General features: G+C 59.0%; 13 protein-coding genes. 4 read left to right on the forward strand and 9 right to left on the reverse strand.

Going from position 1 to position 13,581, the window contains the following annotated elements; translation table 11 throughout:
* Together ACR3EM_RS00285 and ACR3EM_RS00290 are read right to left on the reverse strand one after the other, a co-directional pair.
* Positions 1 to 654: a DUF938 domain-containing protein gene (locus tag ACR3EM_RS00285; RefSeq protein ID WP_480468827.1), complete on the reverse strand. Its 654-nt coding sequence runs from the start codon at positions 652 to 654 to the stop codon at positions 1 to 3.
* A complete protein-coding gene (locus tag ACR3EM_RS00290) occupies positions 651 to 1,718 on the reverse strand; it encodes an NAD(P)/FAD-dependent oxidoreductase (protein WP_480468828.1) in 1,068 nt (355 codons plus the stop codon). The genes ACR3EM_RS00285 and ACR3EM_RS00290 overlap by 4 nt, the downstream gene beginning before the upstream one ends.
* A gap of 175 nt (positions 1,719 to 1,893) precedes the next feature.
* Between ACR3EM_RS00290 and ACR3EM_RS00295 the strand changes: the two genes are divergently transcribed.
* From ACR3EM_RS00295 to ACR3EM_RS00310, 4 genes are read left to right on the forward strand one after another with little or no spacing between them, the layout of a single operon-like run.
* Positions 1,894 to 2,292 (forward strand): hypothetical protein, encoded by a 399-nt coding sequence (locus tag ACR3EM_RS00295; RefSeq protein ID WP_480468829.1) that lies wholly within the window; start codon positions 1,894 to 1,896, stop codon positions 2,290 to 2,292.
* 3 nt (positions 2,293 to 2,295) lie between these two features.
* The gene (locus ACR3EM_RS00300) at positions 2,296 to 3,528 is read left to right on the forward strand and encodes an HlyD family secretion protein (protein WP_480468830.1); all 1,233 of its coding nucleotides are present in this window, start codon (positions 2,296 to 2,298) and stop codon (positions 3,526 to 3,528) included.
* A gap of 55 nt (positions 3,529 to 3,583) precedes the next feature.
* Positions 3,584 to 3,757: a hypothetical protein gene (locus tag ACR3EM_RS00305; RefSeq protein ID WP_480468831.1), complete on the forward strand. Its 174-nt coding sequence runs from the start codon at positions 3,584 to 3,586 to the stop codon at positions 3,755 to 3,757.
* A gap of 8 nt (positions 3,758 to 3,765) precedes the next feature.
* Positions 3,766 to 3,942, forward strand: coding sequence for a hypothetical protein (locus ACR3EM_RS00310; RefSeq protein WP_480471872.1), 177 nt, complete (start codon positions 3,766 to 3,768; stop codon positions 3,940 to 3,942).
* Positions 3,943 to 4,098: 156 nt separating this feature from the next.
* On the opposite strand, the gene ACR3EM_RS00315 is transcribed toward ACR3EM_RS00310, so the two are convergent.
* From ACR3EM_RS00315 to xdhA, 7 genes are read right to left on the reverse strand one after another with little or no spacing between them, the layout of a single operon-like run.
* A complete protein-coding gene (locus ACR3EM_RS00315) occupies positions 4,099 to 5,172 on the reverse strand; it encodes a BMP family ABC transporter substrate-binding protein (RefSeq protein ID WP_480468832.1) in 1,074 nt (357 codons plus the stop codon).
* 31 nt (positions 5,173 to 5,203) lie between these two features.
* A complete protein-coding gene (locus ACR3EM_RS00320) occupies positions 5,204 to 6,124 on the reverse strand; it encodes an ABC transporter permease (RefSeq protein WP_480468833.1) in 921 nt (306 codons plus the stop codon).
* 1 nt (position 6,125) lies between these two features.
* Positions 6,126 to 7,208, reverse strand: a complete 1,083-nt coding sequence (locus ACR3EM_RS00325) for an ABC transporter permease (protein WP_480468834.1) — start codon at positions 7,206 to 7,208, stop codon at positions 6,126 to 6,128.
* A gap of 38 nt (positions 7,209 to 7,246) precedes the next feature.
* The gene (locus ACR3EM_RS00330; RefSeq protein ID WP_480468835.1) at positions 7,247 to 8,764 is read right to left on the reverse strand and encodes an ABC transporter ATP-binding protein; all 1,518 of its coding nucleotides are present in this window, start codon (positions 8,762 to 8,764) and stop codon (positions 7,247 to 7,249) included.
* Positions 8,761 to 9,696: a xanthine dehydrogenase accessory protein XdhC gene (xdhC, locus tag ACR3EM_RS00335; protein ID WP_480468836.1), complete on the reverse strand. Its 936-nt coding sequence runs from the start codon at positions 9,694 to 9,696 to the stop codon at positions 8,761 to 8,763. Before xdhC ends, ACR3EM_RS00330 begins: the two co-directional genes overlap by 4 nt.
* Positions 9,696 to 12,098, reverse strand: coding sequence for a xanthine dehydrogenase molybdopterin binding subunit (xdhB, locus tag ACR3EM_RS00340; RefSeq protein WP_480468837.1), 2,403 nt, complete (start codon positions 12,096 to 12,098; stop codon positions 9,696 to 9,698). The genes xdhC and xdhB overlap by 1 nt, the downstream gene beginning before the upstream one ends.
* Positions 12,095 to 13,456, reverse strand: a complete 1,362-nt coding sequence (gene xdhA / locus ACR3EM_RS00345; protein ID WP_480468838.1) for a xanthine dehydrogenase small subunit — start codon at positions 13,454 to 13,456, stop codon at positions 12,095 to 12,097. The genes xdhB and xdhA overlap by 4 nt, the downstream gene beginning before the upstream one ends.
* Between the last annotated feature and the right edge of the window lie 125 nt (positions 13,457 to 13,581).

Below are 13,581 nucleotides of genomic sequence, written 5' to 3' on the forward strand. Positions count from 1 at the left end.
TCAGTTCGCAGGTTTTTTTGCGACGAAGGCAAGATTGTTCGCTGGCATCTCGGCGATTTCAAGCAACTCAAGCCCGTTGGCGCGTAGAAGTTCCTGCATTTGTGTATCGTCCTTATAGCCGATATCCGGGTCTTGCTGGATCAGAGCGTCATGGAATCGTTTGTCGCCATCACTTGTCAGCTCGCCTGCGCGCATAAAAGGCCCATAAAGAACCAGACGCCCCTTGGGTCGCAAGGTCAAAGCCGCTTCGGATACCAAAGCCGTTACCTCGGCCCAGCTGATCAGATGCAGAAGATTGATCAGAACGATAAGGTCTTTCTGGTCGAAACTCTGACTCCAACCAAGGACAGTCGCGTCCAGATGAACCGGAGGCGCAACATTGGGCAATCCCGCAGAATAGGCGCTGATACTGGCCCGGCGTTCTGCAGAGATTTCACTGGGTTGCCAGTTCAGGCCGGACAGGCGCTGGGCAAAGGCAAGAACATGCTGACCTGTTCCGCTTGCAAGCTCCAACGCATCACCCGATTGGGGGGCAACGCGATCTAGCAAATCGCACAGGACGTCGGAATTCCGGCTGGCTGCAGGGGCGACCAATCTGCCACCATCCCCTTCGTTGGCGACGCTGGCGTTCGAGGGCAACTTACGCTTGCTCATCGGCGGAGCCTTTCGGGTTTCAGCGCCGCAACTGCATCGGGATCAATCGTCGGTGCCGAACCTGACACCAGATCGCTAACCAGTTGTGAAGCCCCAGGCGCTGTCTGAAAGCCATAGCCGCCCTGAGCGGCAGACCAGATGAATGACCGATCCGCAGGGTCGGGCCCCAGAACCAGCGTGCCGTCCGGGGCAAAGCTGCGCAAACCGGCCCAGTTGCTTTCCAGACGTGTGACGGGCTCAGTCACCATTGCTTCATAGCGGGCCAGACCTTCGGCCAATACCATATCGTCTGCATAGGCATCGTGGGGCGTGGTCGGGTCCGCCTCGGCAGGTGAGACCAGGAGCTTTCCTGCATCCGGTTTGGCATACCAGCTTTCCCCGACACCCAGCATCATGGGCCAGTTGCGAACATCGTGACCACCGGGCGCAGGAATACGTGCCATTGATCTGCGGCACGGACTGATCCCGATTGGCTCAATTCCGGCCATCAGCGCGACCTCATCCACCCAGGCGCCAGCAGCGTTTACGATCTGACGTGCCTCGAACGTATCTTGCGCCTCGACGGTCCAGTGTCCGGACTTGCGAATGCGCGTCACCTTCTGACGGGTGAGGACTTTGCCTCCGCCCGCTCGGATTCTGCGCGCGAAGTCCTGCAAGACACGATCTGTGTCGACATCCCGAGCGCTATTGCTGAGCGCGGTAAATCCCACCGACGCAAGATTCAGGATCGGAATGCGCTGCAGCGCCTCCTCCAAATCTATCGGCTGAACGCCAAGGTCAGTTACGTCTTTCTCAAATTGATCCTGTTGATGCTTTGCCGCTACCAGCATCAATCCGCGCGGGGTGAGATAATCGTTGTCCTCAAAATAGGCGGCGCTGGCTTTGGACAGCGCCACAACCGAATCCGGCCCATACTCCTGTTCGAACAGGGCGGCAGATCGGCCTGACGTATGGTAGCCCAACGCGTCCTCAGCTTCGAGAACGATTACTTCACCATGTGCGGATAAGCGTGCAGCGGTGCTGAGACCGGCAATACCGCCTCCGATCACTAGAAAATCGATCATTCGCGCCTTTCTGATCCGGATATCCCGAACCGAACGGGTTGTATTTGAGTCTGAGCGGACCATTGCATGGGCATCGTCGCCCGAAAAGACGCAAGTTCAAGGTATCGGACACTTGATCGCACGCTTCCAGACTGGTTTTAGTGCACATATCAGAAGATTTGGAGACAACGTGGACATGGCAGACCTTCATCCAATGGCAACGGGCCATATCCCCGCTTATGTCACGCAGGCAGATGGCAGTGATTATCTTTTTACCTTCATGCTGATTTTCACCGTTGCCATGGTTGTTCTGATCGGCGTGGCGTATTTTACCCTGCATTCGATACCGGAAAAGATGGCGCATGAGACAAATCATCCGCAATTCCAACTGGTTGGGATTCTGGCGCTTCTGGCTCTGTTCACGCATAATGGCATCTTCTGGGTTGCTGCGGTACTGGTCGCTGGCTTCCAGTTTCCTGACTTTGCAGCGCCATTGCGCTCAATCGCTGACGCGATCCGGTCGTTGGCACCGGGGCAGACGCCGGCTCCGGAGCCCGAGCCAGAACCAAGCAAACCAGAAGTGCAGGGGCATTGAACCATGATTGAGACGATGCTGTGCGCACTGATTACCGTGCTTCCCGACTATCTGTTCCGTCGTTTTGTGCAAGGCAAGCGGATCGGGCATGAGATCACCCTGTTCACCATGTGGTACGAGCTGCGCTGGGGCCTCACGACCTGTGCCATTCTGGCGCTGACGGTGATTACGACGCTGTTTTACTTCCACCCATCCAGCAAAACTGCGGCGTCCTATTTCCGCACCGTGACGATCCTGCCGCAACTGGGCGGGCGCGTGTCCGAGGTTTATGTGCGCAACAATGAACAGGTCACCGCAGGTCAACCGATCTTCCGGATCGAGGATTTCGCCCAGACCGCTCAGGTTGAGGCCGCCAATGCGCAGATCGCACAGGTTCAAGCCTCGTTGAAAGTGGCCCAGACCGATCTGGCCGAGGCTGAGGCAGGGATCGCGGGCGCGCGTGCCGCCCTTGATCAGGCGCTGGAGGATCTGGAGCGTAACACAACCCTACGCGATGAAGGATCCAGCGCAGTGCGTCTGGCTGAAATCGACCGGCTCGAAAATCTGGTTGCCGAACGCGAGGCCCAGGTCAACGCAGCGGTCTCGCAGCGCGCAGCCGTCGTGCAACAGATCGAAGAGCTGATCCCTGCGCAACTGGCCAGCGCCAACGCGCAGCTGGATGCGGCGCTCACGGAACTCGAAAAAACCGTGGTCAGTGCGGGCGTGAGTGGTCGGGTTGAACAATTCGGTTTGCAGGTTGGCGATTATGTCAGCCCGCTTCTGCGCCCTGCGGGTATTCTTGTGCCATCCAACTCGGGTCACAACCGGTTTCAGGCCGCGTTTAACCAGTTGTCCGCGCAGGTCATCAAACCCGGCATGATCGGAGAGCTGGGCTGCATGACCAAACCTTTCACCGTGATCCCCGTGGTGGTGGTCGAGGTGCAGGATGTGATCCCCTCGGGCCAGATCCGCCCCACGGATGAGCTGCGGGACGTGCAGAACAACACCAACCCAGGCTCGATCCTTGTCTATCTTGAGCCGCTCTATGAGAGCATGGCCGACGATGTACCACCGGGCAGCAATTGTCTGGCGAATGTCTATACCGACAATCACGAACGGTTAGAGCATGAGGATCTGGGTTTCTGGAAAAAGTCATTCCTGCATGTGGTGGATACGATTGGCGTCGTTCATGCAGCGGGCCTGCGGTTGCGCTTGATACTGATGCCAGTGAACACGCTGGTTCTGAGCGGGCATTGAGCGGGAATAAACCGGTTCCAGCTTTTTGCTGAGACAAGGCATTCAGGTAAGCTACATGACCGGTCCCAACCGCTCTTCCGAATATGCGTGCGCCATTATCATGCAGGACGAAAAAGTGCTGCTCGGGCGGCGCGCGCATTTTCGGGCGTCCTATCCGAATTGCTGGGATTTCGTTGGTGAAAAATCGAAATCGGAGAAACGCCTGAGCAGGCTCTTATCCGTGAACTGAACGAGGAAATCGCCATTTCACCCATCGAACCCCGCTATTTCGATCAAATCGTCGATACCGGGGTCAATGCTGAAACGCCGCCGGTTTACCGGTTTTTTCTGGTCCAGAAATGGCAGGGCGGGGCTCCCGTTATCAACAACCATGAACACTCGCATCTTGAGTGGTTCAGCTTGCAGCAAGCCTGAGACTTGTCGAATCTGGCCTTGCCCGAATACCGCCCGCTGCTTCGCGCCGCTTTTGATCACGCAGGGTGATCCGGTAATCTGAATCAAAAAAAGGCCCGCCTGATGTGCGGGCCTTTGGTTAGTCAGCTTGTCTCGATCTTACTGCGGAATTTCATCTTACTGTGGAATTTCGCCTTCCAGCCCTTCGACGTAGAAGTTCATGCCCGCAAGTGTGCCGTCATCGGCCACTTCGCCCTCAGCCAGCCAGTCGCTGCCATCCTGCTTTTTCAGCGGTCCGGTGAAGGGGTGGTACTCACCCGCAGCCATGGAGGCTTTCATCGCCAGCGCTTCTTCCTTGACGTCGGCGGGAACCGCATCTGAAATCTCGCCGATCTCAACCATGCCTTCGCGGATGCCGTCCCATGTGTTCACGGTCTCCCACGAGCCATCCATCACCGCTTGGGTGCGCGCGATGTAGTAAGGCGCCCAGTTGTCGATGATCGAGCTGACGCGCGGGAACGGAGCGTATTCGCTCATGTCCGAGGCCTGACCGAAGGTAACGACGTTGCCCGCCTCTTGCGCAGCCGCCTGTGGCGCGGTCGAGTCGGTGTGTTGCAGGATCACGTCCGCGCCCTGTTCGATCAGAACGGTGGCGGCATCAGCCTCTTTCGCTGGGTCGAACCAGGTGTAGGCCCAGACGATCTTGAACTCGACATCCGGGTTCACCTTCTTGGCGTGGATATAGGCCGAGTTGATGCCGCGGATCACTTCGGGGATCGGGTAGGAACCGATGTAACCGATGATGTTCGACTTGGTCATCTTGCCTGCGATATGGCCCTGAACGGCGCGACCTTCGTAGAAACGGGCCGAGTAGACCGAGACGTTGTCGGCGGTCTTGTAACCGGTCGCGTGCTCGAACTTCACGTTCGGGAATTTCTTGGCCACGTTGATCGTCGGGTCCATGTAACCAAACGATGTGGTGAAGATCAGATCAGCGCCTTCCAGTGCCATCTGGGTCATCACGCGTTCGGCGTCCGGACCTTCGGGAACGGATTCGACGAAGACGGTTTCAACCTTGTCGCCAAACTCTTCCTCTACGGCCAAGCGGCCCTTGTTATGTTCATAGGTCCAACCGCCGTCGCCCACCGGGCCGACATAGACGAAACCGACCTTGGTCTTGTCTTGAGCCATGGCCCCCGAGGCCAGACCCAGCGCCATGGCGGCGCTTGCCAGAAGTGTAGTGAATTTCATGTGTTACTCCCCAAGTTGGTTTAGTTAGCCCCTAGTGTGAGGCATGGAAGGTCCGGCCCAATGCGGCAGGTGCGCTGCTCTTGTCGGCCGAAAGGATCACAAGCACAAGGATCGTGATGATATAGGGCGACATTGCCAGATACTCGACAGGAATGGCAACGCCCGCTGCCTGTAAATTAAGCTGCAACACGGTGATGCCGCCGAACAAATAGGCGCCCAGCAAGGCCCGCCATGGTTTCCAGCTGGCGAAGACCACCAGCGCAAGAGCGATCCAACCAACGCCGGCGGTCATACCTTCGGTCCATTGAGGGACGCGGATCAGGCTGATGTAAGCCCCACCAAGGCCCGCGCAAGCGCCACCGAACAGGATCGCCATGATGCGGATTTTGATGACTTTGTATCCAAGCGCGTGTGCCGCATCGTGGTTTTCACCCACCGCGCGCAGGATCAGACCGACACGGGTGTATTTCAGCGTGGCCCAAACGGCCGCCGTCAACGCGATGCCGACATAGAGGATTGGGTCATGCTGGAACAGGATCGGGCCGATCACCGGGATATCGCTGATCAATGGGATGTGGATATCGGCCATGTCCGGGGGTTTGACGCCCACATAGCTCTGGCCCATCAGGGCGCTGAAGCCGAGGCCGAAGAGGGTCAAGGCAAGGCCACTTGCCACTTGGTTGGCCAATGCCACCTGCGTCAGCAATACGAACAGTAGCGACAGAACCGCACCGCCTATGGCAGCCGCGATAAAGCCCAACCAGGGTGAGCCGGTTTCGACCGAGATCGCAAAGCCGCTGATTGCGCCGACGATCATCATGCCTTCGACGCCGAGGTTCAGGACGCCTGCCTTTTCGACGACCAGCTCTCCGATCGCGGCCAGCAGCAGGGGGGTTGCGGCCACCATCAGCGAGGCGACCAGAAGGACGGGGTTAATTTCACCAAGGTCCATATTACGCTACCTCGCTACGGGCCGCACGGATGCGGTAGTTTGTCAGAAGATCGAAAGCCAGCAGGAAGAACAGAAGCATGCCCTGAAACACCTGAATGGCAGCGGCAGGCAGACCCAGCTGCGACTGCGCGATTTCACCGCCGATATAGGTCAGCGCCATCAGCCCACCAGCCAGCAGGATGCCCACCGGGTGCAGGCGGCCCAGGAAGGCCACGATAATCGCGGTAAAGCCATAGCCGACGTTAAAGTCGATGCTGACCACGCCAGAGGGGCCCGAGACTTCAAACATCCCCGCCAGACCAGCGAGAGCGCCGGACAGACCCAAACAGAACAGGATCAGGCGAGCAGGGTTCACACCGGCAAACTTCGCGGCCCGAGGCGCTTCGCCTGTCAGGCGGATGTGGAAGCCCAGCATGTGTCGGTTCAGCAGCACATAGGCGAAGATCACAGCGATCAAAGCCGTGACGACACCCCAATGCATCCCTGATCCTGCAATCAGCTCGGCATTATGAGCGCTGTCATAGGACTGCAGATTACGCGAGCCCGGAAAACCGAACCCTTCGGGATTTTTCAACAGACCCAGCGAAACCGAGGCCAGCATCTGCTCGGCCACATAGACCAGCATCAGCGACACAAGGATTTCGTTGGTACCAAAGCGCACCTTCAGGAAGGCCGGGATCATCGCCCACAGCCAGCCGCCAAACGCGCCCGCAATCACCATGATCGGAAAGATGTAGAACGCATCCAGAGGGTAGAAGGCCAGACCAGCACCGGCGCCAAAGATGGCACCCATGATGTACTGCCCCTCGGCCCCGATATTCCAAATACCGGCGCGGAAGCCCAGTGACAGACCGATGGCGATCAGCACCAGCGGCGCGCCTTTAACCAGCAATTGCGGGCGGTAATAGAACGCGAACTCACCAAACAGCGGTTCCCAGAAAATGGTGCCGATGGCCTCGACCGGGTTCTTGCCCAGAATGGCGAACAGGATGCCGCCAAAAACCATCGTTGCCAGCACCGCGACCAATGGGGTGGAATAAGACCACGCCTTGGACGGCTGAGGCCGTTTCTCCAACACAATCATCTGCTCATACCCCCGTGTTTCTCTTTTCTTTTAACTGTTTAGACATGGGCCACCTCCATGCCATGCGCACCGCCCATCATCAGCCCGATCTCGTCAACGGTCAGGCCCGTGGTTTCGCGCGGGGCGCTTAGTCGTCCTTCGTTCAGTGCGGCAAAGCTGTCGGAGATTTCCATCAGTTCATCGAGGTCTTGCGAGATGCAGATGACCGCAGTTCCCTTGGCCGCCAGATCCAGAATGGCCTGCCGGATCGAGGCCGCCGCCGCCGCATCCACGCCCCATGTCGGCTGGTTCACCACCAGAACATCCGGGTTCTGCAACACTTCGCGACCGATCACGAACTTCTGCAGGTTCCCTCCCGACAGCGAGCGCGCCGCGTTCTCAGGGCCCGGCGTCCGGACGTCAAAAGCGCTGATGATCTTCTCAGCAAAGCTCTTTGTTTCGGTCCATTTAAGGAAGCCGTTACTCTCAAGCCCTTCGCGGACCGAACCGGTCAGCAGGGCGTTTTCGGTCAGGCTCATATCCGGCGCCGCCGCGTGACCCAGCCGTTCTTCGGGCGCGGTCAGCACGCCTAGTTTCCGCCTGGCAGTCGGGCCGAGTTTACCAATACGCTGACCGTTGAATTTGATCGCGTCGGCGGCCGTCTGAATTTCACCTGACAGCACACCCAGCAGTTCGTCCTGGCCGTTCCCAGCGACGCCACCAATGCCCAGAACCTCGCCCTTGCGGACGGTCATGTGGATATTCTTCAGCGCCGTACCGAACTCTGATGGCGACGGCACCGACAACCCACTGACATCCAGCGCAACATCCCCGAACTCACGCCCCGATCGCTCCGGTGTCTGCAGGGTCGAGCCCACCATCATCTCGGCCATGTCACGCGCCGAGGTCTCAGCCGGGACACACTCGCCCACATTCTTGCCCAGACGCAGGATCGTCGCGTGGTCACACAGGGTGCGAATTTCTTCCAATTTATGCGAGATATAGAGGATCGAGGTGCCTTCGGAGCGCAATTTGTTCAGCGTCTCAAAAAGGATATCAACCTCCTGCGGTGTCAGAACGGAGGTTGGCTCGTCCATGATCAACAGCTTCGGGTCCTGTAGCAGGCAGCGGATGATCTCTACCCGCTGGCGTTCACCTGCGGACAGGTCTCCAACGGTTCGGTAGGGGTCGAGAGGCAAGCCGTAGGTCTCGGACACTTCGCGGATACGCGAGGCCAGGTCACCCATCGGGGGCGGGTTCTCCATCCCCAGCGCGATGTTCTCGGCCACGTTCAGTGCGTCAAACAGCGAGAAGTGCTGGAACACCATCGCGATCCCATCGCCGCGCGCCGCACGCGGTTCTGGCGGCGCAAAAGGTTGGCCGCGCAGCAGCATCGTGCCGCTGTCGGGTTTCACTAATCCGTAGATCATCTTCACCAGCGTGGATTTGCCCGCGCCGTTTTCGCCTAGCAAGGCGTGAACCTCGCCTTCGCCGATGTCAAAAGACACCTGATCATTGGCCACGACGCCGGGATAGGCCTTGGTCAGCCCTTGCAAGCTCAAAAGTGGAGTGGTCACGCGCTCAGGTCCTTCTTCAACTCGGTTTGTCGGGCCGGACGCAACAGTTGCGCGGCGACACCGACGGCGATCATTTGCGGGTGTTTGCCCAAGCCGGGATCGCCGATTGGACAAGTGATCCGGCTGATCCGCTCGGGCGAATGCCCAAGGGCTGCCAGCCGCGACCGGAATCGCGCCCATTTCGTAGCTGAGCCGATCAGCCCCGCAAAGCGGAAATCGTGCAAAAGCAGCCGGTTGCACAATTCCAGATCCAGATTGTGTGAATAAGTAAGCACAAGGTGCTCGGCATCGACCGGTGCATGGCGAACCAGCTCGGTCGGTTTGGCAGCTGGAACTGTAGTGACACCAGTTGGGACCAAGGCTGGGAAGCGCTCAGGTCCGGTGTCGACCCAGGTGATCGCAATGTCGGGCAAGGGGGACAGAACATCCACCAGTGCCCGTCCGACATGGCCTGCGCCCAATATCCATAGGTTCCGGGTTGGCTTGTGGACCGGCTCAACCATCCAGCCGTCGATCAGTTGCGGTTCGGGCGCAATCCCCTGACCGCGCTCAGTTGCCAGCAACCTTTTCACGGACAGAGGCATTTCGCCTTCCGAGGCAGACCGCACTATGATCGTGTCGTCGAGCGCTGCAACCGCCTTTAGATCAAAGACTTCGCTGAACAGCGAAACCACTCCACCGCAACATTGCCCCATATCAGGACCGAGCGCGTGGTGGGTCAGGCGGGATTGGGCTGTTTGTTTCCGCGCGATCTCTGCCGCCTGAAATTCCAGTGCCCCACCACCAATTGTGCCGCTTTGCCCGTGTTCCCAAACCAGCATTGCAGCGCCGACTTCGCGCGGGGATGACCCCTTGATCGCAGCAATGACCACCCGGGTGACTTTCCCGTGGGTTTTGACCGCCTCCCTCAAAGCCTCTCGATCAAATCCCATCAGATGCCTCCCTTCATCCTTTGGACGCCGTGCCAGACTTCCTCGGCCGTGGCAGGAGCATTCAGCGCCGGGTAGCTGTCGCCGCAGGCTGCAACCGCATTCGACAACGCCAGCCACGCCGATATGCCCAGCATGAACGGCGGCTCTCCGACGGCTTTGGAACGATAGATCGTGTCCTCGCGGTTCTCGCCGTCCCAAAGTGCAACGTTGAAGATGTCAGGTCGGTCCGAGCAGGCCGGGATTTTGTAGGTCGAGGGCGCGTGCGTGCGCAGATTGCCCTTGCCGTCCCAGACCAGTTCCTCGGTCGTCAGCCAGCCGGCACCTTGCACATAACCGCCCTCAACCTGTCCGATATCCAGCGCTGGGTTCAGCGAGGCACCGGCATCATGCAGAATATCGGTGCGCAGGATGCGGTTCTCGCCGGTCAGTGTGTCGACGGCGACCTCGGTGATTGAGGCTCCGTAGGCAAAGTAAAAGAACGGACGACCGCGCCCGGCGATCCGGTCCCATTCGATTTTGGGTGTTTTGTAGAACCCGGTTGCCGACAGGCTGATACGACCCTGATAGGCCAACGCAGCAGCTTCGGCGAAGGTATAGCGTTCTTCGCCGACCGAAACGTGGCCGTCCGAGAAGGTAACAGTTGACGGATCGGCTTGGTGCCGCTCGGCCAGATAGTCAGCCATCCGGTCGCGGATCGTGTCGCAGGCGGCTTTCACTGCCATACCGTTCAGGTCACTGCCCGAAGACGCTGCTGTGGCCGAGGTGTTCGGCACCTTGGCGGTATCTGTGGCAGTAATCTTGACCATCTCCAGCGGAATGCCAAAGCGGGATGCTGCGACTTGAGCGACCTTCTGGAACAGACCCTGCCCCATCTCGGTGCCGCCATGGTTCAGGTGGACCGAGCCGTCCTGATAGACATGCACCAGTGCGCCCGCCTGATTCAGATGAGTCAGCGTGAAGGAAATCCCGAATTTGACCGGAGAGAAGGCGATGCCCTTCTTGATCACGCTGTTCTCGGCATTCCATTTTTCTATCGCTGCCTTGCGCGCGGCATAGTCGCTGGATTTCAGCAGAGCTTCGGTCATGCCGTGCAGTTCGAAATCGCTGACCTCCATCCCGTAGGGCGTGGTGTTGCCGCCTGCGGGCAGGGGGCGCACAGGGGTGTCCCCCATCTCAACTGCGCCCCGGCTTGTCAGGTCTTCATGCGGGTCGGGGTGACCCAGTGGTTTCTCTGCCGGCGCAGCCTCAGCAACCTTGTGCGCTGGTTCATAATAGTTGCGACGGCGTAGTTCGACTGGGTCCAGCCCCAACTCATACGCCGCATGATCCATAACGCGTTCGATGCCGACCATGCCCTGAGGGCCTCCGAACCCGCGATAGGCGGTGGCGGATTGGGTGTTCGTCTTCAGCCGGTGGCTCTCGATCCGGGCATTTGGCAGCAGATAGGCATTGTCTGAATGCAGCATCGCTCGGTCCGCGACGGGCAGAGATAGGTCCTGTGCCCAGCCGCAGATTGCGTGGTGTAGGAACGAGACGCCCTGAATGTGCCCGTTCGCATCGAACCCGGCCTTGTAGGAAATGCGGAATGCGTGGCGCTTGCCGGTGATGATCATGTCGTCATCGCGGTCATAGCGCATCTTGCAGGCTTTGCCGGTTGCACGCGCTGCAACAGCACAAGCCACTGCCAGAGCATTGCCTTGGCTTTCCTTGCCGCCAAAGCCTCCGCCCATCCGGCGGGTTTCAACCCGGACCGCGTGCATGGGAACACCCAAAGCGTCGGCTACTTTGTGCTGAATCTCGGTCGGGTGTTGGGTCGAACTGTGCACCAACATGTCCGCGCCTTCATTCGGCACGGCCAATGCAGCTTGACCTTCGAGGTAGAAGTGCTCTTGTCCGCCAAGTTCGAAAGACCCTTCGATCACGAGGGTCGCGCCAGAGATAGCCGCATCTGCATCACCCTTGGCGTAAATGCGCGGGCCACCTTCGAACCGGCTGTCAGCGGCTAGAGCCTCTTCGACTGTCAGGATCGGGGTTTCTTCCGCGTAGTCGATCTTCCCAAGCCGTGCGGCTTTGCGAGCGGCCAGATGGCTGGTTGCGACAACCAGAAATACAGGCTGGCCGATATAGTGAATGGTGCCGTCTGACAGCAGAGGCTCATCATGGATCGACGGAGAGACATCGTTTGCGAAGGGCAAATCCTCAGCAGTCATCACCATGACAACGCCTTCGGCAGCTTTCACAGCTGACAGGTCGATCGATGTGATCTTGCCCTTGGCGATCGGGCTCAGCCCAAAGGCCAGATGCAGAGAACTCTTTGGCGTCGGTATATCGTCCACATAACGGGCCGAGCCGGACACATGCAAAGGGGCCGCATCGTGGGGGAGGGGTTTGGTCACGCTCATGCCGACACCTCCAATACGTTGGTCACCTCGCCCTGATCTTCGAAGTAATACCTCTCGAGCATCGCTTTGGCGGTTTCCAGACGATAGGTGGCCGAGGCGCGCATGTCCGTGAGTGGTGAGTAATCGTCGGCAAAGGCAGGAAGCGCGGCGCCAATCGTCTCGCGCGACCAGGGTTTGCCGATCAGTGCGGCCTCGACATGGGATGCCCGTTTCGGAGTACCAGCCATGCCACCAAACGCGATGCGCGCTTCGGTGACTGCTCCGTCCGTAACGGTGATATTGAAACACCCGCACACAGCTGAAATGTCCTGATCGAACCGTTTGCTGAGTTTGTAGGCTTTCAGGCGATCTGTCTGACGCGGGAAGCTGACGGCTTCGACAAACTCACCGGGTGCGCGATCTTGCTTGCCGTAGTCGATAAAGAACTCTTCCAAAGGAAGGGACCGGCGGGCTTCGCCTTTGCGAAGGTGTAAAGTTGCGCCCAAAGCAATAAGCGCAGGCGGGTTGTCCCCGATGGGCGAGCCATTGGCGATGTTGCCACCGACGGTCGCGGCGTGGCGCACCTGAACGCTGGCGTAGCGGCGGATCATTTCGGCATAAGAGGGGTGCAGGTCAGCAAGCGCCTCCCCTATACGGTTCATATCGACCATGGCGCCGAAACGGATTTCTTTGTCGGTGATGGTGATCTCTTTCAGATCTTCGCAGCGATTGAGGAAGATCACTGGGTCCAGATCACGCAACTGCTTGGTGACCCACAGACCCACATCGGTCGCTCCGGCCACCAGAGTGGCATCGGGGTTTTCGGCATAGACAGCCGCAAGCTCGTCGGACGATCCCGGCAGCATCGGCGACGCGGCAGGGCTTGCGACGGGTTTGTCTTTGACCCAAACCGGTACAGGTTGCTCCTCGGCGGCTTTCGCTGCTCGGATAATGGGCGCATAGCCGGTGCAGCGACACAGGTTTCCGGCAAGCTGAGTGTCATGATCCGTCGCGCCAGTCGCGTGACCGGCAACCATCGACATGACAAAACCGGGGGTGCAGAAGCCGCATTGCGAGCCATGCAGGTCTACCATCGCCTGTTGCACCGGGTGCGTCTCGCCATTCGGGCCGCTTGCGCCTTCGACGGTGCGCACGGCTTTGCCATGTAGCTGAGGCAGGAACAGGATGCAGGAGTTCAACGCCTTGTGGCCACCGTCATCCGTCACCATGACGGTGCAAGCACCGCAATCGCCCTCGTTGCAGCCTTCCTTGGTGCCGGTCAGGCTGCGATCCTCGCGCAGCCAGTCCAGTAGGGTAGCCGTCGGATCAACGTCGGTCAACTCCACTGTCTCTCCGTTCAGAAGAAACGTGATATTCATTCGAGAAACCCGTCGCGTTACCCGGTTGCGCCCGTTTGGCCCTCCTTCGATGCGACGTAGAAAGAGTGGCGGGCGTTAGCTTGCCATCAGATGTTAGAAACAGCGCACCTTATCTGGCAAGAAAA

Source organism: Ruegeria sp. AH3, assembly GCF_056536265.1.